This window comes from Pseudomonas sp. GW704-F2, assembly GCF_059423025.1.
Window position 1 is genome coordinate 15,402 of sequence record NZ_JBWKXO010000043.1, and the last position, 24,561, is coordinate 39,962.

Consider the following 24,561-nt stretch of genomic DNA (forward strand, 5'->3'; position numbering starts at 1 on the left):
AAATTTTGCCCCTCCTCATATTTGGCCCTCCTCACATTTGCCCACCTCCCACATTTAACCCCCCATTCCACATTGGTTCTGCGACGTGCTAAGGGACAGTTACAATGCGCCTCCCCCAAGGAGCTTGCATGCCTACCTTACTGACCGACTGGCGCCACCGCCCCACCCACCGCCGCGTCTGGGCCCTGGCCGCGCCAATGATCCTGTCGAACATCTCGGTACCGCTGGTTGCCCTGGTCGACAGCATGGTCATCGGCCACCTGCCCCACGCCCACCAACTGGGCGCCGTGGCGGTCGGGGCCAGCCTGTATACCTTCCTGGCCTGGGCCATGGGTTTTCTGCGCATGGGCTCCACCGGGTTCGCCGCCCAGGCCGCCGGGCGCAACGATGGCGCGGCGCTGCGGCAAATCCTGCTGCAAGGTCTGTTGCTGGCGCTGGGCCTGGCGATGTTACTCGGTACAGTGGGCATCCCGCTGAGCCACCTGGCCCTGGAATGGATGCAGCCCTCCGCCGAACTCAATCAACTGACCCGCGAGTTCTTCCACACCCGCCTGTTCGGCCTGCCCGCCGCTCTTGCCAGCTATGCCTTGGTCGGCTGGTTCCTCGGCACGCAAAACGCCCGCGCGCCGCTGGCGATCCTGCTGACCACCAACCTGGTCAACATCGCCCTCAACCTGTGGTTCGTCCTCGGACTGGACTGGGGCGTCGTCGGCTCCGCACGCGCCTCGGTGATCGCCGAATGGACCGGCGCCCTGCTCGGCCTGGCCCTCACGCAAAAAGCCCTGCGTGCCTACCCCGGGCATATCGCCTGGGCCGCCTTGCAACGCTGGCACAGCTGGCGCCCGCTGCTGGCGGTGAACCGCGACATCTTTATCCGCAGCCTGGCATTGCAGTCGGTGTTTTTCATGATCACGGTGCAAGGCGCACGCCTGGGCGACGCCACCGTGGCCGCCAACGCGCTGTTGCTCAACGGCCTGCTGCTGACCGCCCACGCCCTGGACGGCCTGGCCCATGCGGTCGAAGCCCTGTGCGGCCATGCCATTGGCGCGCACGACCGTCAGGCGTTGCGCCGCTCATTAGTGGTCGCCTGCGGTTGGTCGCTGATCGCCAGCGTCGGTTTCGCCCTGCTCTTCACCTTCGCCGGCCACCTGTTCATCGCCATGCAGACCGACATTCCCAGCGTGCGCGAAACCGCCGACATCTACCTGCCATACCTGGCGGTGCTGCCGTTGATTGCGGTGTGGAGTTATCTGCTGGACGGGCTGTTCATCGGCGCCACGCGCGCGCGGGAGATGCGTAACGGCATGCTGCTGACGGTGCTGATCCTGCTGCCATTCGCCTGGCTGTTGCAGGGCTACGGCAACCACGGCCTGTGGATCAGCTTCCTGCTGTTCATGGCCCTGCGCAGTCTTACGCTTTGGACGATTGCCTGGCGTTTGAACCGACAGAATCAGTGGCTGGGATAAGCACCCCTCACTGTCACTGTCACCGTCACCGTCACTGTAGGAGCGAGCTTGCTCGCGAAAAACGTTCAGACAACGCGGTCATCCAGACAGCCCATGTCATCGTTGACGATCTTCGCGAGCAAGCTCGCTCCTACAAGGATGGGTGCTTAGGAGGACAGGTAGGACGAACGCGTCAGGCCCAAGCGCAACGCATCCAGAAACTGCGTGCGCTCGCTGGCACTGATCTTCGCGCTGGCGCACTTGTCACGGTAATGGGTCATCAACTCCTCCGGCGACAAGTGCACATAACGCAGCATGTCTTCGATGGTGTCGTGGGTCTCGATCCCGGCGCTGTACACCGAACCGTCTTCACGCTGATAGATGTTCACCGAGTCGGTGTCACCGAACAGGTTGTGCATGTCACCGAGGATTTCCTGGTAGGCGCCGACCAGGAAGATACCCAGCAGGTAGTCTTCGCCCTCTTTCAGCGCGTGTACCGGCAGGCTGGTCTCGATGCTCTGCTCGTCGACGTATTGCTTGATCTTGCCGTCGGAGTCGCAGGTCAAGTCCTGCAATACCGCGCGGCGCATCGGCTCTTCGTCGAGGCGGTGCAGCGGCAGGATCGGCAATACCTGGCCGATGGCCCAGGTGTCCGGCAGGCTCTGGAACACCGAGAAGTTGCAGATGTATTTATCCGCCAGCTTGTCGTTGAGTTCGTCGAGCACCTGGCGGTGCGAGCGCTGACGTGCTTTCAGCGAGTTATGCAGGCGGCGGCATACGGCGAAGTAGCACTGTTCGGCCAGGGCTTTTTCCGCCAGGGTCAGTTTGCCGTCGGCGTACTGGGTGGCCACGTCGCTCATGTAGTGAGTGGCGCGCCAGTAGGTTTCGGTGACCATCTCGATGTCAGTCGGGCCGAGCAGGTCCACCAGCCATTGCACGGTTTCCGGCAGGCTGTCCTTGTTCTCGATCTGCGGCATTTCGTCGTTGTGCTTCTCGACGTCGGTGACTTGCACCACCAGCATGGCGTGGTGGGCGGTCAGGGAACGGCCGCTCTCGGAGAAGATGTTCGGGTGCGGCAGGCTCTGCGCGTCGCAGAACTCCTTGAGCATGCCCACGACGACACCGGCGTAGTCGTCCATGTCGTAGTTGATCGAGCTGGCGTTGCGCGAGTGAGTACCGTCGTAGTCCACGCCCAGGCCGCCGCCGACGTCGATGTGGTCCACCGGCAGGCCGAGGTTGCGCAGTTCGCCGTAGTAACGAATGGCTTCCTTGAACCCGTGCTGGTAGTCGGCCAGGTTGGCGATCTGCGAGCCCATGTGGAAGTGCAACAGGCGGATGCCCTGGTCCAGGCTGGCGGCGCGGAAGCGCTCGACCACCGACAGCAGTTGCGCCGCCGACAACCCGAACTTGGATTTCTCACCGCCAGTGTCAGCCCACTTGCTCGACGCCAGGGACGACAGGCGCACGCGCAGGCCGACCTGTGGCTTGACCTTGAGGTTGGCGGCTTCTTCGATCACCAGCTCAACTTCGGACTCTTTCTCGATCACGATGAACACGTTGTGACCCAGCTTCTGGCCCATCAGCGCCAGGCGGATGAATTCGCGGTCCTTGTAACCGTTGCAGACGATGGTCCCGCCTTTCGGCGCCAGGGCCAGCACGGCCAGCAGTTCCGGCTTGGAGCCGGCTTCCAGGCCAATGGACACGTCCTGGGTGGCGATGATGTTTTCGATCACCGCCTCCTGCTGGTTCACCTTGATCGGGTACAGCGCGGTGTATTTGCTCTGGTATTCCAGACGCTCGATGTTCGAATCGAACGCACCGGTCAACTGGCGCACGCGGTCTTGCAGGATGTCGGGGAAACGCACCAGCAGCGGCAAGGACAAGCCGCTTTTGCGCAACTCGTCGACTTGCTCGTACAGGTCGACAGGCGTGCTTTTCGGGCCGTTCGGACGAACTTCAACGCGACCGGCATCATTGATCGCGAAATACCCGGCCCCCCAATGACGAATCCCGTAAACACTGCGGCTGTCCGCAACTGTCCATTGGCTGCCATCGTCTTTGCGTGTGCGTCGTACGGACATTGAAGTCCCCTATAAATGAAGTCGAAGGCGCCGCCCCTCGTTGGAGGCTGGCGCAGTCTAAAGAATGAAAATGACGATTTGCCTGTGAGTAAGGTCAGACCCCACTCGCAGGACAGAGTTTAGACACTGGTTGGGAAGAGGCTTTCAGCCGCCGGACTTCTTGGCCTTGTACCCGAGCTTGATCAGCTCGGCCAACAGCAACTCGACGTGATCGCCCTGGATCTCGATGACCCCGTCTTTCAACGCGCCACCGGTGCCACAGCGCTTTTTCAGCGTGGTGGCGAGTTCCTTCAGCGCGTCTTCGGCCAGCGGCACGCCGGTGATGGTAGTCACCGTCTTGCCGCCACGGCCTTTGCTCTCGCGTCGCACGCGGGCAATGCCGTCGCCTTCGGGGATCAGGGTTTGTTTGCAGGTACAGGCGTCCACGGGCTGACGACAGTCCGGGCAGTGTCGACCTGCGTCGGTGGAAAATACCAGGCCACCGAGGGCGGCGAAGGATGCGGCTTTTTTGGCCACCGGCAATCCTCTTGTGAGGACAAAGACTGATCGGCAAACGCTCAGGCGGTTGCCGACCGCGAAGCCCCACTCAGGCAGGGGCAGCGCTACCGAACCCCCCAAGTCATTGCCCCCGATTCCTGTAGGAGCGAGCTCGCTCGCGAAGATCGCCAACGATGACGCGGGCATTCAGGATGCCCGCGGCGCGCTTGAGGTTTTCGCGAGCGAGCTCGCTCCTACAGGAATCAGGGGGTGGAACAAGGGTGGTTCGGGTGAAAAGTCGCGCAGTGTAACCACAAAAAGCTCACTTGCTAAGGGCCAAATCGCGCCAATTTATACAACTTTAGCGACGTGAGGCCAGATAGCGCCGCAAGCCCTCTTGCGCGTCCGGGCAGTAGGGCTTTTGTTGCGCTTCCTGCAGGACAACTTCAAGGGGTAAAAAGCGCGCTTCCATGACTTCTTCAGGCTGCAGGCACAGCGCACCGTCCCACACGGCGGAGTAGGATCTGCACCAAAGTCGGCTGTCACCGTCCTCGAAGTAGAAATGGTCATGCTCGACCAACTCCACCCCGCCCACGCCGAGCTCTTCTGCAAGCTCGCGGGCGGCCGACTCGGCATAACTCTCGCCGTCCGCCACCATCCCGCCTGCCGCCGTGTCCCAGAAACCGGGGTACAGGGCTTTGCTCAGGGTGCGTCGATGTACGCACAGTTCACCTGCCGAGTTGAACAGGAAGATAAAGGTGCAACGGCCGATCAGGCCGCGCTGGCGCAGGTCGGAGCGCACCAGGGCGCCGAGCGGGTTGTCGTGCTCGTCGACCCAGCAGATCAGTTCCGCATCAGAGGCTGCGCGGTGCGCGGCCTCCTTTTGAGTCACGTCCATCATCACCCTTGGTTAAGCAACTGACGCAAGTCGATCACGGCCGCGTTGGCCCGGGAAATGTAGTTGGCCATCACCAGCGAGTGGTTGGCCAATATGCCAAAGCCGCTGCCGTTGAGGATCATCGGGCTCCAGACCGGCTCTTGCGAAGCCTCCAGCTCACGAATGATCTGGCGCACGCTGACCGTCGCATTCTTCTTGGCCAGCACGTCGGCAAAGTCGACTTCGATGGCGCGCAACAGGTGGGACAAGGCCCAGGCCTGGCCGCGGGCTTCGTAGAACACGTTGTCGATCTGCAGCCATGGGGTTTCCACCACTTCTTCATCGAGCTGCGGCACTTCACCCGGCGCCAGCGCTTCGGTTTTCAGTGAGGTGTTCAGCTTGACCCGGCCGACACTGGCCGACAGACGTTGCGACAACGAACCCAGGCGTGTGGCGACATCGCCCAGCCAGTTGTTGAGGTTGTCGGCACGCGCATAGAACAAGGCGCCGCGCTGGTTCGGGTCGGACAGGCGCACTTCATAGCGATTCAGGGAGTTGATGCCTTCCTGGTACTCCGACTCGCTGGAAGGCAGCACCCAGCTCTTGTTGTCGAAGTTGAAACGCGGCTCGGCCTTCGCCAGGTCGGCGTCTTCCGCCGACTGCGACTGGGAACGGGCGAAATCCTTACGCAAGGCGCGGGTCAGGTCACGCACCTGCACCAGTACGCCGTATTCCCAGCTTGGCATGTTGTCCATCCACAGGCCCGGCGGGAAACGATCGTTGGAAATATAGCCCCCGGGCTTGTTGAGCAAGGTGCCGGCCACGGTCTTGAGGGTTTCCACGGTGGTGTAACCCAACACCATCTGCTTGCCTTCCTTTTCAGCGGCAAGCTGGGCGTTCTGCTGGACCGGGAACAGCGCCGGCTCTTCGCTCCAGTACCAACCCAAAGCACCGGTGACCAACAGATACAAGCCGAGTACGCTAAGCACCGCTCGGCTCATCAGCACGCTACGCAAATAGCTGCGGTTGGCCGACTTGGGTTCAGGGGCGGGGCCTTTGGCACTGCCTGCACGGTTTTTCCAGTCCAGCATGGCGATATCCTTTCAATCACTTGAGTTCATGCACTTCAATCGACGGCGTGCGTTCAAACACTCCGACAGCAACCCTACCCCATCGTGCCCGTCAATGCGGGCTTTTCGCCCTACAACTATGATCCAACGGACGCCCAGGGGGCATTCGACTATAAAGGATGCGCGCTTTTTCCGCTGCACGACCAATTAGTCACTAAATGAATGCCAGGGACTCGCAGTTAATTGACGTATGACACTCATGTAACCGAAAAGAGGTGCTAGCATAGAGCCACCAGTCGACCTCAGCACGCACCTTCACTAGTAGTCAGGATATGACCGAGCCAGAAGACCCCAGCCGTGAGCGTCTCAAGCAGCACTTTGCCCAGCGGGTAATTCATCAGGCACGTCAAATTCTTGAGATCTGGCAGCGCCTGCAACGCAGCGAATGGTCCGACGCCGACTTCTCCGAACTCAGCGAAGCCAACCTGCGCCTGTTGCGCTTCGCCGAACGCTTCGAACAGCCCGAACACGGCCAACTGGCGCAGCACATCGGTGAGTCGCTCAAAGCGGTGGACGCCAATCGCGGCCGCCTGAGCAGTCAACTGATCACCGAAATCAACCGCTTGATGCAACGCCTGTCCCGCACCGGCCTGCGCCAGGGCGATCAGCTTGAGCAAACCTTCCTGCCGCCGATGCGCAAGCCGATCTACGTGATGCTGGCCGATCACGATCGCGCCGAGCGTCTGGCCAAGCAGCTGGAATTCTTTGGCCTGAGCGCCCAGTCCCTGGACGACGTGGCGGCGTATCGCGTGGCGATGGCCGAGCGCCTGCCGTCGGCGATTGTGATGGACGTGGATTTCTGCGGCCCGGGCCTCGGCCTCCAACTGGCCGCCGAGGCCCAGCAAGGCCTGGAACAAAAGCTGCCGTTGCTGTTTTTCAGCCTGCATGAAACCGACACCCCGACCCGCCTCGCCGCCGTGCGCGCCGGCGGCGAGGAGTTCCTGACCGGCACGCTGGAAGCCTCGAGCCTGCTGGAAAAGATCGAAGTGCTGACCTGCGTCGCCCAATACGACCCCTATAAAGTGCTGATCATCGACGACTCACGGGCCCAGGCGCTGCACACCGAGCGCCTGCTCAACAGCGCCGGCATCATCACCCGCACGCTGATCGAGCCGATCCAGGCCATGGCCGAGCTGGCGGATTTCCAGCCCGACCTGATCATCCTCGACATGTACATGCCCGCCTGCACCGGCACCGAACTGGCCAAGGTGATCCGTCATAACGACCGGTACGTCAGCGTGCCGATCATCTACCTGTCGGCCGAAGACGACCTGGATAAACAGCTGGACGCCATGAGCGAAGGCGGCGACGACTTCCTCACCAAGCCGATCAAGCCGCGCCACCTGATCACCACCGTGCGCAACCGCGCGGCCCGTGCGCGCAACCTCAAGGCGCGGATGGTGCGCGACAGCCTGACCGGCCTGTACAACCACACCCATATCCTGCAATTGCTCGAAGACTGCACCTTCCGCGCTCGTCGCGAGAATAAGCCGTTGAGCTTTGCCATGCTCGACATCGACCACTTCAAGCGCGTCAACGACAGCCACGGCCACCCCATGGGCGACCGCGTGATCAAGAGCCTGGCGCTGTTCCTCAAACAGCGCTTGCGCAAGACCGACTACATCGGCCGCTACGGCGGTGAAGAGTTTGCGATTGTGATGCCCGATACCGACCTGGAATCGGCCTGCAAGGTGCTGGATGAAATCCGTGGGCGCTTTGCCGAAATTCACTACCCGGCACAGCCGCATGACTTGTGGTGTACTTTCAGCGCCGGGCTGGTGGAGTTGTGCGACGATTCCGACAGCCTGATGATGGCCGCCCAAGCCGACGAGGCGCTGTACCGCGCCAAGGATGCCGGACGCAATCGGGTCCAAGCCGCGCACACATCAAGTCAAAGTGCCATCTTTTCACCAGAATCCAGCGACTCCGTCATAACTTTGTAATAGAAACGCAATAACTTCAGGCACTTAACTTTTGCTGTCGGTTGAAACCACGCATGCGCCTGAAGCTGCTGACCAATCTCAATACCCTCCTTCTGGTGGCCGTGTGCCTGGCACTCGGGGCGACGCTCTGGTGGTCGCAACGCGCGCTGGAACGGCCTTATTTGCTGATGGAACGCTACCTGGGGTTGTCACAGACCTTCCAGAACCAGGCCGCACGCAATATCGACGACTACCTGGCCAGCGGCGACGCCCTGCGCTTGAGCAGCGCCAGCCAGAGCCTGGAAAGCCTGCTGCAGCACCTGGACGAATTGCCTGTCGACCTCGCACAAAGCCTGCGCCCCAGCCTGAAGGAGCTGGATACCTTCAGCAAAACCGACCTGCTCGCCGCCGGCAAACTGGCCGGCGACCCGCAAGCGCTGCTGTTGCAGGCCGAGCGCGAATTGGGCGCGAACCTCGAGCAACTGAGCCAGTACGCCATCGGCGTCGATTCGCCCGCCGCAGCGCGCTACCTGCCGCCGCTGCTGGCGGCGTCCCAACACCTGGGCAAGCTGTCCCTGGCCCGCGACAAGCTGGTGAGCAGCGGGCGCGCCGAACTGGCGGATGATGTGGAGCGCGAAGTCAGCAATATCCGCGGCCAGGCCGACCTGCTGGAGCAACTGCCCTTACTTGGGGTCAAGGCCAACGCCGGTTCGAACACCGATGACTTTTCGGCGCTGATGGGCCTGGAAAACAGCGAAAAAACCGAAACACAAGACACCGGCGTCGACCTCAAGCGCGAACTCAACAGCCTGCTGACTCGCTACCCGGCCGAACTCAAGCGTACCCGCGAGCAGATCCAGCGGCGCGCCGACCTCGCCGCCGGCACCCAACTGAAAATCGCCGCCGTGCAACAGGCCATCGCCGGCCTGGAGCCGGTCGTGCGTGCGCAGCACGCCGTGATCCAGGGCGAAGTGCGCCTGATGCAAGGGGTGATGATCGGTCTGATCCTGCTGATCGCCCTGCTGATCGATACTCTGCAACGGCGCCTGGCACGGGTGTTGACCAACCTGGCACCGGCCCTGTCGACCTGGGCCGAAGGCGACTTCAGCCAACCGATTGCCTTGGGCAAGACCAACCGCGAACTGCGCGACATCGAGGCCTCCCTCAACCGCTTGCGCGCCTACCTGGTGGACCTGGTGGGCACCATTCGCGGCAATGCCGAGGAAGTCGCCGGCAGCAGCCGCGCCCTGGCCGAGCTGAGCAGCGGCCTGCATGATGGCGCCGAACGGCAGGCCGGGGACACCGCGCAGATCCGCGATTCGTTGGGCGAATTGGAAGCGACCATTCAACAAGTCGCCGGGGACGCCAGCCAGGCCGCCGGCGCCAGCCGCAGCGCGGGCCAGGCGGTGAAGCACGGCCAGCGGGTGATCGGCCTGAGCCTGACCGGGCTGCATGCGCTGGTGGGCGAAGTGCAGCAAAACGCGCAGATGATCGAGAAACTCGCCGAAGAGTCCGCGACCATCGGCGGCGTGTTGACGGTGATCCGCTCGATCGCCGACCAGACCAACCTGCTGGCGCTCAATGCCGCCATTGAAGCCGCCCGCGCCGGAGACGCCGGGCGGGGCTTTGCCGTGGTCGCCGACGAAGTGCGCTCCCTGGCCCAGCGCACCGCTGGCGCCACCGCCGAAATCCAGGGCCTCATCGCCGGCCTGCAAACCGCCGCCCGCCAGTCGGTGGAAGGCATGCGCGCGCAGGTCGAACACGCCGAAGCCACCGCCCAGCAAGCACAAGCGGCCGACGGCGCGCTGGATGAAATCGTCGGGGCGATCCAGACCATTTCCGACACCTCCGTGCGTATCGCCGATGTGACCGCGCAGCAGAGCGGTGCGGTGAGTGAGATTCGCGATAACAGCGAACGGATTCATCAGTTGGGTGAGGACAACCTGCTGCGCATCGGCCAGGGCCGCAGCCAGGGTGAGCATCTGCTGGTACTGGGCGGCCAACTCAACACCGCCGTCCAAGCCTTCCGCGTCTGACCCGACCTAGCGCCACGCGAAGAACCAATGTGGGAGGGGGCTTGCCCCCGATAGCGGTGGATCAGTTACAGATATTGAGACTGGCACACCGCTATCGGGGGCAAGCCCCCTCCCACATTTGATCGCCACAGGTTTCAAGACGGTATTACCAATGACCGGATCTTGGGCCGCAGTCACAAATTTCGCGCAATCCTCGCTAATCGTGCTGCCTACTGCATAGAACTGGACAGTCATAAACGCTTTGCGGCATAGTCGCCGGGTTCTGCCGTACCCACATCAATAACAAGGAACAGCCGATGGCGACCTTACTGGTTCTTCACGGACCCAACCTGAACCTGCTCGGCACCCGCGAACCGGGCGTCTACGGGGCAGTGACCCTGGAACAGATCAACCTCGATCTGGAGCGACGGGCCCGTGAAGCCGGCCACCATTTGCTGTACCTGCAAAGCAATGCCGAGTACGAATTGATTGATCGCATCCATGCCGCGCGCGGCGAAGGCGTGGACTTTATTCTGATCAATCCCGCCGCTTTTACGCACACAAGTGTTGCATTACGTGACGCGCTGCTGGCGGTGAGCATCCCATTCATCGAAGTGCATTTGTCGAACGTGTACAAACGCGAACCTTTCCGCCATCACTCCTACTTCTCCGACGTAGCGGTAGGTGTGATCTGCGGCCTTGGCGCCAGCGGTTATCGACTGGCCCTGGAGGCCGCCCTGGAACAACTTGAACAACCGGCCAAGCGCCCCTGACCGACCCTTGGGAGTTGACGATTCATGGATATCCGTAAAGTTAAGAAACTGATCGAACTGCTGGAAGAATCCGGCATCGACGAGCTGGAAATCAAGGAAGGCGAAGAGTCTGTACGCATCAGCCGTCACAGCAAGACCCCGGCCCAGCAATTCTACGCGCCGCAGATGCAAGCACCGGCACCTGCCGCTGCCGCTCCGGTCGCCGCTGCGCCTGTCGCCGCCGCCGAGCCTGCTGCGCCCAAGCTGAACGGCTTCGTGGCCAAGTCGCCAATGGTCGGTACGTTCTACCGCACCCCGGCACCGGGTTCGCCAGCCTTCGTTGAAGTTGGCAAAACCGTGAAAGAAGGCGACACCATCTGCATCGTGGAAGCGATGAAAATGATGAACCACATCACGGCCGAAAAAGCCGGTGTCATCGAATCCATTCTGGTAGAAAACGGTCAGCCGGTTGAGTACGACCAGCCGCTGTTCACCATCGTTTGAACCGCGGAGCGCCTTCGATGTTGAAACCTGCGAAGAAACTGCAAAAAGTCCTGATCGCCAACCGCGGCGAGATCGCGCTGCGTATCCTGCGCGCCTGTAAGGAAGAGGGCATCAAGACCGTCGCTGTTTACTCGACGGCCGATACCGAACTGATGCACGTGAAACTGGCGGACGAAAGCATCTGCATCGGCCCGCCACTGGCTGCGAACTCGTACCTGAAAGTCTCGAACATCATCGCCGCTGCGGAAGTGACCGGCGCTGATGGCATCCACCCGGGCTACGGCTTCCTCGCGGAAAACGCCGATTTCGCCGAACAGGTGGAAAAATCCGGGTTTGCCTTCATCGGCCCGAAAGCCGAGACCATTCGCCTGATGGGTGACAAGGTTTCGGCCAAGGACGCCATGATCGCGGCCGGCGTGCCGACCGTTCCAGGCTCCGACGGCCCGCTGCCCGAGGACGAGACCACTGCGCTGCGCATCGGTCGCGAAGTCGGTTACCCGGTGATCATCAAGGCCGCAGGCGGCGGCGGTGGTCGCGGCATGCGCGTGGTACACAAGGAAGAAGACCTGATCGAAGCGGCCAAGCAGACGCGCTCCGAAGCGGCTGCCTGGTTCGGCAACCCGATGGTCTACCTGGAGAAGTACCTGACCAACCCACGTCACGTGGAAGTGCAGGTGCTGTCCGACGGCCAGGGCCACGCCATCCACCTGGGCGACCGCGATTGCTCGCTGCAACGTCGTCACCAGAAGGTATTGGAAGAAGCACCGGCACCGGGCCTCGACGAGAAAGCCCGTGCGGAAGTCCTGGCGCGTTGCGTCAAGGCGTGCATCGACATCAACTACCGTGGCGCCGGCACTTTCGAGTTCCTCTACGAGAACGGCCGTTTCTACTTCATCGAGATGAACACTCGCGTGCAGGTAGAACACCCGGTTTCGGAGATGGTCACCGGTATCGATATCGTCAAGGAGATGCTGAGCATCGCCGCCGGTAACGAGCTGTCCTTCACCCAGGACGACGTGAAGATCCACGGCCACTCCCTGGAGTGCCGGATCAACGCCGAAGACCCGAAAACCTTTATCCCGAGTCCAGGCCTGGTCAAGCATTTCCATGCACCGGGCGGCAACGGCGTTCGCGTCGATTCGCACCTGTACAGCGGCTACAAGGTTCCGTCCAACTACGACTCGTTGATCGGCAAGCTGATCACCTGGGGCGCCACCCGCGACGAGGCCATGGCCCGTATGCGTAACGCCCTGGACGAAATCGTGGTCGACGGCATCAAGACCAACATCCCGCTGCATCGGGATCTGGTCCGCGATGAAGGCTTCTGCGAAGGTGGTGTGAACATTCACTACCTGGAACACAAGCTGGCCAACCAGTAAGTGCTCCACCCAACAAAGCCGCCTTCGGGCGGCTTTGTTGTTTGTGGCCCCTCCATTTTGAAGATGTACACAGTCCAAATGTGGGAGGGGGCTTGCCCCCGATGGCGGCAGCTCAGTCATAGATTAGGTGACTGGCCCACCGCTATCGGGGGCAAGCCCCCTCCCACATTTGGTCGGCGTACTGTCAGTACAGTCGTCTTCTTCTCCACGCTCGCGTAAACTTGCGCGCTTTCGCAGCCCTCCCCGCTGCACACTCATTTTTTCAAAGGTGCCCGCCATGCCTTGGCTGCAAGTCCGTCTCGCCATCAGCCCAGAACAAGCCGAAACCTACGAAGACGCGTTCCTTGAAGTGGGCGCCGTCTCGGTGACCTTCATGGACGCCGAAGACCAGCCGATCTTCGAGCCGGAACTCAACACCACCCCGCTGTGGTCCCACACCCACTTGCTGGCCCTGTTCGAAGACGGCACCGATGCCGCCAGCGTCCTGGCCCATATGGAACTGCTCACCGGCAGCCCGCTGCCCGAGCACCACAGCGAAATTATCGAAGACCAGGACTGGGAACGCAGCTGGATGGACAACTTCCAGCCGATGCGTTTCGGCCAGCGCCTGTGGATCGTGCCGAGCTGGCACGCTGCCCCCGAGCCGGACGCGGTGAACCTGCTGCTGGACCCGGGCCTGGCGTTCGGCACCGGCACGCACCCGACCACCGCGCTGTGCCTGGAATGGCTGGACGGCCAGGACCTGAACGATTGCCACGTGCTGGACTTCGGCTGCGGCTCGGGGATTCTGGCGATTGCCGCCCTGTTGTTGGGCGCCAAGGAAGCCGTCGGCACCGATATCGACGTACAGGCCCTGGAAGCCTCCCGCGATAACGCCGGGCGCAACCACATTGCTGAAGGCAAATTCCCACTGTACCTGCCGGAGCAATTGCCCCAGGTGCAGGCCGATGTGCTGGTCGCCAATATCCTCGCCGGCCCGCTGGTGGCCCTGGCGCCGCAGCTGTCGAGCCTGGTCAAGCCGGGTGGCCGCCTGGCGCTGTCGGGCATCCTCGCCGAACAGGGTGAAGACGTGGCTGCAGCCTACGCCCAGGATTTCGAGCTCGACCCGATCGCCAATCGTGATGGCTGGGTACGCATCAGCGGGCGTCGGCGCTAGAATGAGCGCTTGCCTGAATCGGATGGCCGCATGACCGACAGTTTCGTCACCCAGTGTCCCCATTGCCAAACGCGCTTTCGCGTCAGCCACGCTCAGTTGAACGTGGCGCGCGGCGTGGTGCGCTGCGGCTCGTGCCTGCAAGTGTTCAACGCCGCGCGCCAGTTGCTGGAGCAGCGCGCCCACGCGCAAGCGCCGAAGCCTGAACAGCCGGCCGCAGCGGAGCACGCCGCCGAGGCGCCGCGGGCGATCAGCCAGAAACAGTGGACCGCGCAAGAGCTGGACCTGGACAACCTGGACCTGGACAAAGAACTGGCCAAGCTGGAACGCCGCGAGATTCAACACACCCAGCCGCTGGGCGCGGAACGCCGGCAAGGCAGCGCCGACCGACGCAAAAAGGAAGATGCCCTCAGCGCCAGCCGCGACACGATCAAGGCCGAGGAAGAAAAATGGGCCGCCAGCCTCTTCAGCGAACCGCCTGAAGAACGCGGCAAAGCGCCCGAAGACGAACCTGAACCGGCAAATGCCCCTGCGACTAAACAGCGCACCGAACCGTCGATGTCCCTCGCCACCGACGACATCGACGATGAACCGCCGCTGCGCTCCACGCCTGCCGATGAAGACGACGAACTCGACCCGCCCGTGAGCGCGGTCAGCGACGACGTGGACGCGCCGGAACCCGACGAGCGCCCCCAAGGCCGCAAGCGCTCGCGCAGCGCCGCCAGCGCCCACGACGAGCTGCTGCAGGACCTCGAAGATGACCCGCTGCACTTGTACGCCGGCAAACGCCCGTCGAGCTGGGGCCGTCGCCTGCTCTGGCTGTTGCTGGTGCTGATCGCCGCCGCCGGCCTCGCCGGCCAGTACATTGCCTACCAGTTCGACGACCTGGCGCGCCAGGACGCCTATCGCCCGTGGTTCCAGCAACTGTGCCCGACATTGGGCTGCACGGTGCCATCACGGGTCGATATCGCGCACATCAAGAGCAGCAACCTGGTGGTGCGCAGCCATCCTGAATTCGCCGGCGCGCTGGTGGTGGATGCAATCATCTATAACCGCGCGACGTTCTCCCAGCCGTTCCCGTTGCTGGAACTGCGCTTTGCCGACCTGAACGGCAACCTGATCGCCAGCCGGCGCTTCAAGCCCGCCGAATACCTGAGCGGTGAGCTGGCCGGGGTCAGTGAAATGCCGTCGCAGACGCCGATCCATATCTCCCTGGACATCCTCGACCCCGGCAACAAAGCGGTGAATTACAGCCTGAGCTTTCATTCGCCCGAATGAATCGGCGCGGTCATCGAGGTTTGACGACGGATTATTGACTGGACCGCCGGCAACCAAACCGGTGGCGATAAAGAAATAACTGTTCAGATTTTATCCAATTCAGCCTTTATCCAGTCATCGAGAGCGGGTATCATGCCAACCCTTTTTCGAACTCTAATGATCCGGCCCCACAACAGGGAAGTCCTATGTCGGCGGTACGCATCGGCCCATACACATTGCACAATGGTTTGATTCTCGCGCCAATGGCGGGAGTCACCGACCAGCCCTTTCGTCAGCTGTGCAAGCGTTTGGGCGCGGGTCTAGTAGTCTCGGAAATGGTCACCAGCGACATGAGCTTGTGGAACACCCGCAAATCGCGGCTGCGCATGATCCACGAAGGTGATCCCGAGCCCCGCTCGGTACAGATCGCCGGTGGCGACGCACAGATGCTGGCGGAAGCGGCCCGGGCCAACGTGGAGTTGGGCGCGCAGATCATTGACATCAACATGGGCTGTCCGGCCAAGAAGGTCTGTAACAAGGCCGCCGGTTCCGCGCTGTTGAAGGATGAGCAGTTGGTCGCCGAGATCCTGCAGGCCGTTGTCGCCGCAGTGGATGTACCGGTCACCCTGAAGATTCGTACCGGCTGGGACCGGGACAACAAGAATGGCCTGACGGTGGCGAAGATCGCCGAACAGGCGGGTATTTCAGCGCTGGCGGTGCATGGCCGCACCCGCGCCGATCTTTACACCGGCGAAGCCGAGTACGACACCATTGCCGCGATCAAGCAGGCCGTGTCGATGCCGGTATTTGCCAATGGCGATATCGACTCAGCCGAGAAAGCCCGGCGCGTGCTGCATGCGACCGGTGCCGATGGCCTGTTGATTGGCCGGGCCGCCCAGGGGCGGCCATGGATTTTTCGTGAAGTCGAACACTTTCTGCGTACCGGCGAGCTGTTGCCGGCACCGGGGTTGATCGAGGTGGAACGTATTCTGCTAGAGCATCTGGCCGCCCTGCACGCCTTCTACGGAGACGTGATGGGAGTACGCATTGCTCGCAAGCATGTCGGCTGGTATCTCGCAACCCTGCCGGGCGCCAGGGAGTTTCGCGCCCACTTCAATCGTTTGGATGATACGGAAGCACAGTGCGCCAACGTTCGTGAGTTCTTCAGCGAACGTGACAAGAGCCTGGTGACAGGGGACGGAGAGGGGGTGGCCGCATGACGATGATGACCGAGACTTTAGTGAGTGGAACAACACCCGTGAGCGACAACGTCAATTTGAAACAGCACCTCAACACGCCGAGCGAAGAAGGCCAGACCCTTCGCGGGAGTGTCGAGAAGGCGCTGCACAATTATTTCGCCCACCTTGAGGGCGCTTCCGTCACGGACGTGTACAACCTCGTGCTCTCCGAAGTCGAGGCGCCCTTGCTCGAAAGCGTGATGAACTACGTCAAGGGCAACCAGACCAAAGCCAGTGAGCTGCTGGGCCTCAACCGTGGCACGTTGCGCAAAAAGCTCAAACAATACGATTTGCTGTAAGCATTCAATCCGACCAGAAAGGCGCCCGCGTAACAACGGTCGCCTTTTTTGCTGACTCCTTTGCTTTTGATGGAAATTGAAATGACCGACCAGACTACCCGCCTGCCGATCCGCCGCGCCTTGATCAGTGTCTCCGACAAGACCGGGGTTCTCGAATTTGCCCGGGGGCTGGAAGCCCTGGGCGTGGAAATCCTCTCCACGGGCGGGACCTTCAAACTGCTGCGAGACAACGGCGTGGCCGCAGTAGAAGTCGCGGACTACACCGGTTTCGCAGAGATGATGGACGGTCGGGTCAAGACCCTGCACCCGAAAATCCATGGCGGCATCCTCGGCCGTCGCGGTATCGACGATGCCATCATGAACGAGCACGACATCAAGCCGATCGATCTGGTGGCCGTCAACCTCTACCCGTTCGAAGCCACCATCAACAAGCCGGGCTGCGACCTGCCGACCGCCATCGAAAACATCGATATCGGCGGCCCGACCATGGTTCGCTCGGCCGCCAAGAACCACAAAGACGTGGCCATCGTGGTCAACGCCAGCGACTACGCCCAGGTGCTTGAAAACCTCAAAGCCGGTGGCCTGACCTACGCCCAGCGTTTCGACCTGATGCTCAAGGCGTTCGAACACACCGCCGCCTACGACGGCATGATCGCCAACTACATGGGCACCGTGAACCAGGCCGCCGAGACCCTCAGCACAGAAGGTCGCAGCCAGTTCCCGCGGACCTTCAACAGCCAGTTCATCAAGGCCCAGGAAATGCGCTACGGCGAGAACCCGCACCAGAGCGCGGCGTTCTACGTGGAAGCCAAGCCGGCCGAAGTGGGCATCGCCACCGCGACCCAGCTGCAAGGCAAAGAACTGTCCTACAACAACGTGGCCGACACCGACGCCGCGCTGGAATGCGTGAAGAGCTTCGTCAAGCCGGCCTGCGTGATCGTCAAGCACGCCAACCCGTGCGGCGTGGCCGTGAGCCCGGACGCTGAAGGCGGCATCCGCCAGGCCTACGAACTGGCCTACGCCACCGACACCGAATCGGCCTTCGGCGGCATCATCGCCTTCAACCGTGAACTCGACGCCGCGACCGCCAAGGCCATCGTCGATCGTCAGTTCGTCGAAGTGATCATCGCCCCGTCCGTCAGCGAGGAAGCCCGCGCCATCGTGGCCGCCAAAGCCAACGTGCGCCTGCTGGCCTGCGGCGAATGGTCGGCCGAACGTGCCCCTGCCTGGGACTACAAGCGTGTCAACGGCGGCCTGCTGGTGCAAAGCCGCGACATCGGCATGATCAGCAGCGCCGACCTGAAAGTGGTGACCAAGCGCGCGCCGACCGAGCAGGAAATCAACGACCTGATCTTCGCCTGGAAAGTGGCCAAGTACGTTAAGTCCAACGCCATCGTCTACGCCAAGAACCGCCAGACCATCGGTGTCGGCGCCGGCCAGATGAGCCGCGTGAACTCGGCGCGCATCGCCGCGATCAAGGCTGAACACGCCGGTTTGCAGGTAGCGGGCTCGGTGATGGCGTCCGACGCGTTCTTCCCGTTCCGCGACGGTCTGGACAACGCGGCCAAGGCCGGCGTCACCGCAGTGATCCAGCCAGGCGGCTCGATGCGTGATGCCGAAGTGATTGCTGCGGCTGACGAAGCCGGCATCGCCATGGTCTTCACCGGCATGCGCCACTTCCGTCACTAAACAGCACCGCTTCCCGACTGTAGGAGCGAGCTTGCTCGCGAAAAACTCAAAAACGCCACGAGGTGTCAGGTTTCCCTCGTTATCGTTGACGACCTTCGCGAGCAAGCTCGCTCCTACAGGGAAGCACAGCGTTTCTCAGAGGTTTTTGAAATGAATGTCTTGATTATTGGCAGCGGTGGCCGTGAACACGCCCTGGCCTGGAAAGTTGCCCAGGACCCACGCGTCCAGAAAGTATTCGTAGCCCCCGGCAACGCCGGCACCGCCATTGAAGCCAAGTGCGAAAACGTCGCCATCGACGTGCTGGCCCTGGAACAACTGGCGGATTTCGCCGAGAAAAACGTTTCCCTGACCATCGTCGGTCCGGAAGTGCCGCTGGTTGCCGGTGTCGTCGACCTGTTCCGCAGCCGCGGCCTGGACTGCTTCGGCCCGACCGCCGGCGCGGCCCAGTTGGAAGGTTCCAAGGCATTCACCAAGGATTTCCTGGCGCGCCACAAGATCCCGACCGCCGACTACCAGAACTTCACCGAGATCGAGCCGGCCCTGGCTTACCTGCGTGAAAAAGGCGCGCCAATCGTGATCAAGGCCGACGGCCTGGCCGCGGGCAAAGGCGTGATCGTCGCCATGACCCTGCAGGAAGCCGAAGACGCCGTGCGCGACATGCTCGCCGGCAACGCCTTCGGTGAAGCCGGTTCGCGCGTGGTCATCGAAGAATTCCTCGACGGCGAAGAAGCCAGCTTCATCGTGATGGTCGACGGCAAGAACGTCCTGCCGATGGCCACCAGCCAGGACCACAAGCGCGTCGGCGACGGCGACAGCGGCCCGAACACCGGCGGCATGGGGGCTTACTCCCCGGCCCCGGTCGTAACCAGCGAAGTGCATCAGCGTGTGATGGACCTGGTGATCTGGCCGACCGTGCGCGGCATGGCCGATGAAGGCAACGTCTACACCGGCTTCCTCTACGCCGGTCTGATGATCGACAAGGCCGGTAACCCGAAGGTCATCGAGTTCAACTGCCGCTTCGGCGACCCGGAAACCCAACCGGTGATGCTGCGCCTGCAATCGAGCCTGGTGCTGCTGGTGGAAGCCGCGCTGGCCCAGGCCCTGGACAAGGTTGAAGCCCAGTGGGACCCACGCCCGAGCGTCGGCATTGTGCTGGCAGCCGGCGGTTACCCGGCCGACTACGCCAAGGGCGATGTGATTGAAGGCCTGGACGCGGCGGCGACGCTGGAAGGCAAAGTGTTCCATGCGGGCACTGCGCTGCAGGACGGCAAGGTGGTGACCGCAGGTGGCCGTGTGCTATGTGCCACCGCGATGGGCGCCAGTGTCGACGCTGCACAGCAACAGGCTTACAAACTGGCGGCGAAAATCAGCTGGAACGGCTGCTTCTACCGCAAAGATATCGGCTATCGCGCGATTGCCCGTGAACGTGGCGAGACTCATTAAGTCGCTATCCGTTCGGTTAGGTAAGGGCCTCTGGCCCTTGCCGTACTCGTATGACCCCGCGCATAGTTAACCCGTGCTTCAACCTACGAAGGGATTTCGCCGTGCGCTGGCTCAGGATCGCCATAGGTTTCACTGTCAGTCTGCTGACACTGCTCTGTTTGCTCCCGGCCCAGGCCGCTGCGCAAGGCAGTGGCTGGGCAGTATTGCTTGATGAACAGGCCGACCTGCAACTGAGCGATATCCGTTCGCCCCGCTACACCAATCAATTCAGCCCCATCGAACTGGACCGGATCACTGCCGCCGAGCCGGACGGTGCGTTGTGGGTACGCTTCAAGCTGCAACCCGGCCAGCACGAGCAGGTGCTGCGGGTGTTTGCCCCGGACGTTTCCCTCCTGAGTCTGTATGTGCTGGATGGCGACACCCTGGTGGAACAGCAAACCACCGGCACGCGCCAGCCCCAGGCCGAGCGCCCGCTGCCCAGCAGCGACTTCATGCTGCCGATGCCCCAGAGCCCGAAGCCCCTTGAGGTGTACCTGCGCCTGGTCTCGGAACACGAACTGCGCCCCTATATCACCCTGGAGCCGGCCGTACTCGCCGCCGCCGACCAAAGCCAGACGCTGATCTACGGCCTGCTGTTCGGCTGTCTGCTGATGCTGATCCTGCACAACCTCTCCCGCTTCGCCTACCACCGCTCACGCAGCAGCCTGTGGCTGGCGGCCTGCGAAGTGCTGCTGCTGCTCAGCCTGGCGTTGCTGCTCAACCTGCTGGGGCCATGGCTGCAGAACTGGCACGCGATCCAGACGCCGGGCGCCTACCTCGCCCTGCTGCTGACCGCACCGTGCGGGCTGATGTTTGCCTATCGCTTCTTCATGCCGCTGGGCCCGCACCCGCTGAACAAACTGTTGATGGCCGACATTCTGTTGATCGTGCTGTGCGGCCTGCTGCTGTTGTTCGTCAACACGTTGCCGCTGAACATCATCACTTACGTCCTGGTGGCCCTGGCCGGCCTGAGCATGTTGTTTGTCTCGGCCTATCACTGGCAAAAAGGCTACCGGCCGGCGCGGTTGTTCGTGGCGGGGATGGTGGTGTTCAACATCGGCACGCTGATCATCCTGCCTGCCTTGCTTGGCCTCACGTTGCTGGCGCCGCAAGGCTTGATCATTACCCTGCTCAGCTTTATCTGCCTCAGTGGCCTGCTGATGAGCCTGGCCCTCGGCGAACGCCAGCGCGCCATCGTCGAGGCACGCTTCAGCCTCAGCCGCGAGCTGGCGGCCAGCAACGCCGAAATCGCCGCCAAGGCCGAGTTCCTGGCGAAGATCAGCCACGAAATCCGTACCCCCATGAACGGCGTGCTGGGCATGACCGAGCTGCTGCTGGGCACGCCGTTGTCGGTCAAACAGCGCGACTATGTGCAGACGATCCACAGCGCCGGTAACGAACTGCTCACACTGATCAACGAAATCCTCGATATCTCCAAGCTGGAATCCGGGCAGATCGAATTGGACGATGTGCAGTTCGACCTCAATGCGCTGATCGACGACTGCCTGAGCATCTTCCGCGCCAAGGCCGAGCAGCAGAACGTCGAGCTGATCAGCTTTATCCAGCCCCAGGTGCCGCGGGTGATCAGCGGCGACCCGACGCGCCTGCGCCAGGCGATGTTGAGCCTGCTGGAAAACGCCCTGCAGAAAACCGATGAAGGCGAAGTGTTGATCGTCGTCGCCCTCGACGAGCGCAGCCCCAAGCCGCGCCTGCGCATTGCCGTGCAGGACAGCGGCCTGCCAATGGAAGCCGCCGAACGCGATGCGTTGCTGCACAGCGAACTGCACAGCAAGAACTTCCTCTCGGCCACCCGCTTGAGCGGCCACCTGGGCCTGGTCATCGCGCGCCAGTTGATCCTGTTGATGAACGGCGAATTCGGCATCAAGAGCGGCGCACAACAAGGCAGCACCCTGTGGCTGACCCTGCCGCTGGACCCTGAACGCCTGGAACACCCGACCTCCGACCTCGACGGCCCGCTCAAGGGTGCGCGGGTACTGGTGGTGGACGACAACGACACCTGCCGCAAAGTGCTGGTGCAGCAATGCACCGCCTGGGGCCTGAATGTCAGCGCCGTGCCGTCGGGCAAGGAAGCCCTGGCGTTGTTGCGCACCAAGGCGCACCTGCGTGATTACTTCGACGTGGTGCTGCTGGACCAGAACATGCCCGGCATGACCGGCATGCAACTGGCAGCCAAGATCAAGGAAGACCCGAGCCTCAACCACGACATCCTGCTGATCATGCTCACCGGCATCAGTAACGCGCCAAGCAAGATCATCGCGCGCAATTGCGGGATCAAGCGCATCCTCGCCAAGCCGGTGGCCGGCTACACCCTCAAGACCACCCTGGCCGACGAACTGACCCAGCGCAGCAAAGGCGGCGGGCAGCCACGCGCGCCCCTCAACGCGCCGGCGGCCATCATCGTGCCCAGCGACTTCCGCATCCTGGTGGCCGAAGACAACAGCATCTCCACCAAAGTCATCCGCGGCATGCTCGGCAAGCTCAACCTCAACCCGGACACCGCGAGCAACGGCGAAGAAGCCCTGCAGGCGATGAAGGCCCAGCGCTATGATCTGGTGTTGATGGACTGTGAAATGCCGATCCTCGATGGCTTCTCCGCGACCCAACAGTTGCGGGCCTGGGAAGTCAGCCACCAGCGCATTCGCACGCCGGTGGTGGCGCTCACCGCACACATCCTCTCGGAACACAAAGAGCGCGCACGCCAGGCCGGGATGGACGGGCACATGGCCAAGCCGGTGGAATTGTCACAATTGCGCGAGCTGGTGGAGTACTGGGTGGCGCAGCGTCAGCCACGGCCGGAGCATGCCCCCTCTTAACGTCAAATGCGACCGAATGTGGGAGGGGGCTTGCCCCCGATGGCGGCGGACCAGTCACCGATGCATCGACTGAAAGCCGGCGATGGCAAGCTTGCTCCCGATAGCGCTGGAACAGTTACAAATAAGCTGACTGTCACACCGCTATCGGGGGCAAGCCCCCTCCCACACTGAGCCTGCGTCTGCCACACAATGGATGAACACCACAGATCCTATGTGGGAGGGGGCTTGCCCCCGATGGCGGTGGACCAGTCACCGATGCATCGACTGAAAGACAGCGATGGCAAGCTCGCTCCCAATAGCGCTGGAACAGTTACAAATAAGCTGACTGTCACACCGCCATCGGGAGCAAGCTCCCTCCCACATTTGATCTCTGTCGCCTGATAGACTCCGCCAATCTTCTTCTGTCGCGAGCCACCCCCATGCTCCACGTGTTATTCAGCGTTTACCTGAAGATGCTGGTGCTCTACAGCCCGTTCTTCGTGTTGTCCTGTTTTATCAGCCTGACCCGCGGCTATTCGAGCAAGGAACGGCGACGCCTGGCCTGGAAAGTGGCGTTGGCGACGCTGGTGTCGAGCGTCTTGCTCTACCTGTTCGGCCGGGTGATTTTCAGCGTGTTCGGCATCACCGTGGACGCTTTCCGCATCGGCGCCGGCAGTGTGCTGTTCATCTCGGCCCTGGGCATGGCGCAGGGCAAGTCGGCGGTGCAGACCGATAACGTGCAGCAGGACGTGACCATCGTGCCGCTGACCATTCCGCTCACCGTCGGCCCCGGCACCATCGGGGCGCTGCTGGTGATGGGTGTCAGCCAGCCCCATTGGGACGACAAAATCGCTGCCATCCTCAGCATCGCCCTGGCCAGCTTCACGGTGGGCGTGGTGCTGTATTTGTCCAACCGTATCGAACGGATTCTCGGTGACCAGGGCTTGCAGATTGTCAGTCGCTTGATGGGCTTGTTCGTGTGCGCCTTGGCCGCACAAATCATCTTTACCGGGGTGCGCGGCTACCTGGTGCCTTAGATCCGGTATTTGGCGATCGCCAGTTGCACCTTGTCGCCCGCACTCTCACGCATCAACTGGATGGTTTTTTCGTTGACCACCGAGGTATTCAGCACCAGGCAGGTTTGCCCGCTGAAGGCCTCGAACGAGGAACTGTCCCACTCAAGAAAAGGCAGCCCCACGTGCTTGCTGACGCCATGGGAGCTGTAGGTCACCAGCACCATCATGACTTCGCCGTCGGTTTCGGCGCAGGACGCCAAGCCAAAATCGCCGCCCTGATGCACGCTGCTATTGCGCTTGAACAGCTCGAATGACGCCGGCATCTGTTTCAATGTTTCCAGCGCATCGGCGGCCAGTTTCGGCAGCGCCGTCAGCAGAGGCCCGGCCAGTGAGGTCGAGGCCAGCAGGGTGGCGATGATATTCAGCGCCGCCAGTTGCACCGTCAGCCCCTTGCCGGCGCTTGAGACCCGCTCGAACCGGCTGCGCACCGGCAGCCAGCCCAGGCTGATCATCACCTTGATAAATTCGTCGTACCAGCCCTCCGTGCCGCGACTGATCTTCAAGACATCGCTGACGTAGCTGCTGGCCAACAGATAGCTTTTGCGGATGTATTCGCGGTTCAGGCCGCTCAGGCCGTCGGCGAACGAGATCACGCCATTGTTGACCACCGCTGCGTTGCAGCCGTCCTCGGTATCCAGCGGTAAAGCCGCGTGCGTCCCCGGCGCGCCGGGCAGCTTATAGGCGGCAATCAATTTGCGCCGCTTGGTACTGTTGATCCTTCTGTGATGTCGCTCCATTTTCAGTTCTCCACAAGCACCCCACATGGGGCGTGTGTCCACACTAGTCCAGGCGCCGACGGGCTTTCCACACGACAAACATCCCTTGCCGGCAGCGCTCGCACAGCGCAGCCCAGCATTCGTTGGGCGCCCCGCGGGCAGTTCCGGATTTCATCGATAAAAAAAGAAAAAGCCCCGAATCACGGCAGGTGTTCACCCAGCGTCATTCGGAGCTTTCCGGCGCTCGCGCGGCGGT

General features: G+C 62.2%; 19 protein-coding genes and 1 pseudogene. 14 read left to right on the forward strand and 6 right to left on the reverse strand.

Annotation, left to right across the window (positions count from 1 at the left end; all coding sequences use genetic code 11):
• Window positions 1-128 precede the first annotated feature (128 nt).
• On the forward strand, window positions 129-1,466 hold the full coding sequence (locus AC07W0_RS25925) for an MATE family efflux transporter (RefSeq protein ID WP_102618830.1): 1,338 nt from the start codon (window positions 129-131) through the stop codon (window positions 1,464-1,466).
• A 146-nt stretch (window positions 1,467-1,612) separates the two neighbouring features.
• Here AC07W0_RS25925 and speA read toward each other — a convergent pair whose 3' ends face one another.
• The 4 genes from speA to AC07W0_RS25945 all read right to left on the reverse strand — a co-directional run bounded on the left by speA (window position 1,613) and on the right by AC07W0_RS25945 (window position 5,881).
• Window positions 1,613-3,526: an arginine decarboxylase gene (speA, locus tag AC07W0_RS25930; RefSeq protein ID WP_017849659.1), complete on the reverse strand. Its 1,914-nt coding sequence runs from the start codon at window positions 3,524-3,526 to the stop codon at window positions 1,613-1,615.
• A 144-nt stretch (window positions 3,527-3,670) separates the two neighbouring features.
• On the reverse strand, window positions 3,671-4,042 hold the full coding sequence (locus tag AC07W0_RS25935; RefSeq protein WP_017849660.1) for a translation initiation factor Sui1: 372 nt from the start codon (window positions 4,040-4,042) through the stop codon (window positions 3,671-3,673).
• Window positions 4,043-4,364: 322 nt separating this feature from the next.
• Window positions 4,365-4,901 carry an NUDIX hydrolase gene (locus AC07W0_RS25940; RefSeq protein WP_026140372.1) on the reverse strand — a complete coding sequence of 179 codons (537 nt, stop codon included), beginning with the start codon at window positions 4,899-4,901 and terminating at the stop codon, window positions 4,365-4,367.
• A gap of 2 nt (window positions 4,902-4,903) precedes the next feature.
• On the reverse strand, window positions 4,904-5,881 hold the full coding sequence (locus AC07W0_RS25945; protein WP_370737517.1) for a DUF2333 family protein: 978 nt from the start codon (window positions 5,879-5,881) through the stop codon (window positions 4,904-4,906).
• Window positions 5,882-6,282: 401 nt separating this feature from the next.
• On the opposite strand from AC07W0_RS25945, the gene AC07W0_RS25950 reads away from it, so the two are divergent.
• The 10 genes from AC07W0_RS25950 to purH all read left to right on the forward strand — a co-directional run bounded on the left by AC07W0_RS25950 (window position 6,283) and on the right by purH (window position 18,218).
• The gene (locus AC07W0_RS25950) at window positions 6,283-7,953 is read left to right on the forward strand and encodes a response regulator (RefSeq protein ID WP_017849663.1); all 1,671 of its coding nucleotides are present in this window, start codon (window positions 6,283-6,285) and stop codon (window positions 7,951-7,953) included.
• A 53-nt stretch (window positions 7,954-8,006) separates the two neighbouring features.
• Complete coding sequence (locus AC07W0_RS25955) at window positions 8,007-9,968, forward strand: methyl-accepting chemotaxis protein (RefSeq protein WP_102618832.1); 1,962 nt, start codon at window positions 8,007-8,009, stop codon at window positions 9,966-9,968.
• Between the two features lie 296 nt (window positions 9,969-10,264).
• Window positions 10,265-10,720, forward strand: coding sequence for a type II 3-dehydroquinate dehydratase (gene aroQ, locus AC07W0_RS25960; protein WP_017849665.1), 456 nt, complete (start codon window positions 10,265-10,267; stop codon window positions 10,718-10,720).
• A 24-nt stretch (window positions 10,721-10,744) separates the two neighbouring features.
• Window positions 10,745-11,203 (forward strand): acetyl-CoA carboxylase biotin carboxyl carrier protein, encoded by a 459-nt coding sequence (gene accB, locus AC07W0_RS25965; protein WP_017849666.1) that lies wholly within the window; start codon window positions 10,745-10,747, stop codon window positions 11,201-11,203.
• A gap of 17 nt (window positions 11,204-11,220) precedes the next feature.
• Window positions 11,221-12,582 (forward strand): acetyl-CoA carboxylase biotin carboxylase subunit, encoded by a 1,362-nt coding sequence (accC, locus tag AC07W0_RS25970; RefSeq protein ID WP_017849667.1) that lies wholly within the window; start codon window positions 11,221-11,223, stop codon window positions 12,580-12,582.
• A gap of 277 nt (window positions 12,583-12,859) precedes the next feature.
• A complete protein-coding gene (gene prmA / locus AC07W0_RS25975; protein WP_017849668.1) occupies window positions 12,860-13,738 on the forward strand; it encodes a 50S ribosomal protein L11 methyltransferase in 879 nt (292 codons plus the stop codon).
• 30 nt (window positions 13,739-13,768) lie between these two features.
• Window positions 13,769-15,013, forward strand: a complete 1,245-nt coding sequence (locus tag AC07W0_RS25980; RefSeq protein WP_102618833.1) for a DUF3426 domain-containing protein — start codon at window positions 13,769-13,771, stop codon at window positions 15,011-15,013.
• A 185-nt stretch (window positions 15,014-15,198) separates the two neighbouring features.
• Entirely contained in the window at window positions 15,199-16,212 is a 1,014-nt protein-coding gene (gene dusB / locus AC07W0_RS25985) for a tRNA dihydrouridine synthase DusB (protein ID WP_017849670.1), read from the forward strand.
• Window positions 16,209-16,529 (forward strand): DNA-binding transcriptional regulator Fis, encoded by a 321-nt coding sequence (gene fis, locus AC07W0_RS25990; protein WP_002555375.1) that lies wholly within the window; start codon window positions 16,209-16,211, stop codon window positions 16,527-16,529. Before dusB ends, fis begins: the two co-directional genes overlap by 4 nt.
• Window positions 16,530-16,610: 81 nt before the next feature.
• A complete protein-coding gene (gene purH / locus AC07W0_RS25995; protein WP_102618835.1) occupies window positions 16,611-18,218 on the forward strand; it encodes a bifunctional phosphoribosylaminoimidazolecarboxamide formyltransferase/IMP cyclohydrolase in 1,608 nt (535 codons plus the stop codon).
• Window positions 18,219-18,233: 15 nt separating this feature from the next.
• Here purH and AC07W0_RS26000 read toward each other — a convergent pair.
• A pseudogene (locus AC07W0_RS26000) lies at window positions 18,234-18,347 on the reverse strand (outer membrane lipoprotein carrier protein LolA); the annotation flags it as partial.
• 21 nt (window positions 18,348-18,368) lie between these two features.
• Between AC07W0_RS26000 and purD the strand changes: the two are divergent.
• The 3 genes from purD to AC07W0_RS26015 all read left to right on the forward strand — a co-directional run bounded on the left by purD (window position 18,369) and on the right by AC07W0_RS26015 (window position 23,550).
• On the forward strand, window positions 18,369-19,661 hold the full coding sequence (purD, locus tag AC07W0_RS26005) for a phosphoribosylamine--glycine ligase (RefSeq protein ID WP_017849672.1): 1,293 nt from the start codon (window positions 18,369-18,371) through the stop codon (window positions 19,659-19,661).
• Window positions 19,662-19,762: 101 nt separating this feature from the next.
• Window positions 19,763-22,534 (forward strand): hybrid sensor histidine kinase/response regulator, encoded by a 2,772-nt coding sequence (locus tag AC07W0_RS26010; RefSeq protein ID WP_017849673.1) that lies wholly within the window; start codon window positions 19,763-19,765, stop codon window positions 22,532-22,534.
• Window positions 22,535-22,953: 419 nt separating this feature from the next.
• Window positions 22,954-23,550, forward strand: a complete 597-nt coding sequence (locus AC07W0_RS26015; protein ID WP_017849674.1) for a MarC family protein — start codon at window positions 22,954-22,956, stop codon at window positions 23,548-23,550.
• On the opposite strand, the gene AC07W0_RS26020 is transcribed toward AC07W0_RS26015, so the two are convergent.
• The gene (locus AC07W0_RS26020) at window positions 23,547-24,326 is read right to left on the reverse strand and encodes a ubiquitin family protein (RefSeq protein WP_046384853.1); all 780 of its coding nucleotides are present in this window, start codon (window positions 24,324-24,326) and stop codon (window positions 23,547-23,549) included. The genes AC07W0_RS26015 and AC07W0_RS26020 overlap by 4 nt on opposite strands.
• Between the last annotated feature and the right edge of the window lie 235 nt (window positions 24,327-24,561).

Excerpts from the sequence above, each read along its gene's own strand:
- AC07W0_RS25925 (WP_102618830.1), top strand. The coding sequence starts at position 129 with ATGCCTACCTTACTGACCGACTGGCGCCACCGCCCCACCCACCGCCGC.
- speA (WP_017849659.1), bottom strand. The coding sequence starts at position 3,526 with ATGTCCGTACGACGCACACGCAAAGACGATGGCAGCCAATGGACAGTT.
- AC07W0_RS25940 (WP_026140372.1), bottom strand. The coding sequence starts at position 4,901 with ATGGACGTGACTCAAAAGGAGGCCGCGCACCGCGCAGCCTCTGATGCG.
- AC07W0_RS25945 (WP_370737517.1), bottom strand. The coding sequence starts at position 5,881 with ATGAGCCGAGCGGTGCTTAGCGTACTCGGCTTGTATCTGTTGGTCACC.
- AC07W0_RS25950 (WP_017849663.1), top strand. The coding sequence starts at position 6,283 with ATGACCGAGCCAGAAGACCCCAGCCGTGAGCGTCTCAAGCAGCACTTT.
- AC07W0_RS25955 (WP_102618832.1), top strand. The coding sequence starts at position 8,007 with ATGCGCCTGAAGCTGCTGACCAATCTCAATACCCTCCTTCTGGTGGCC.
- aroQ (WP_017849665.1), top strand. The coding sequence starts at position 10,265 with ATGGCGACCTTACTGGTTCTTCACGGACCCAACCTGAACCTGCTCGGC.
- accB (WP_017849666.1), top strand. The coding sequence starts at position 10,745 with ATGGATATCCGTAAAGTTAAGAAACTGATCGAACTGCTGGAAGAATCC.
- accC (WP_017849667.1), top strand. The coding sequence starts at position 11,221 with ATGTTGAAACCTGCGAAGAAACTGCAAAAAGTCCTGATCGCCAACCGC.
- prmA (WP_017849668.1), top strand. The coding sequence starts at position 12,860 with ATGCCTTGGCTGCAAGTCCGTCTCGCCATCAGCCCAGAACAAGCCGAA.
- AC07W0_RS25980 (WP_102618833.1), top strand. The coding sequence starts at position 13,769 with ATGACCGACAGTTTCGTCACCCAGTGTCCCCATTGCCAAACGCGCTTT.
- dusB (WP_017849670.1), top strand. The coding sequence starts at position 15,199 with ATGTCGGCGGTACGCATCGGCCCATACACATTGCACAATGGTTTGATT.
- fis (WP_002555375.1), top strand. The coding sequence starts at position 16,209 with ATGACGATGATGACCGAGACTTTAGTGAGTGGAACAACACCCGTGAGC.
- purH (WP_102618835.1), top strand. The coding sequence starts at position 16,611 with ATGACCGACCAGACTACCCGCCTGCCGATCCGCCGCGCCTTGATCAGT.
- purD (WP_017849672.1), top strand. The coding sequence starts at position 18,369 with ATGAATGTCTTGATTATTGGCAGCGGTGGCCGTGAACACGCCCTGGCC.
- AC07W0_RS26015 (WP_017849674.1), top strand. The coding sequence starts at position 22,954 with ATGCTCCACGTGTTATTCAGCGTTTACCTGAAGATGCTGGTGCTCTAC.
- AC07W0_RS26020 (WP_046384853.1), bottom strand. The coding sequence starts at position 24,326 with ATGGAGCGACATCACAGAAGGATCAACAGTACCAAGCGGCGCAAATTG.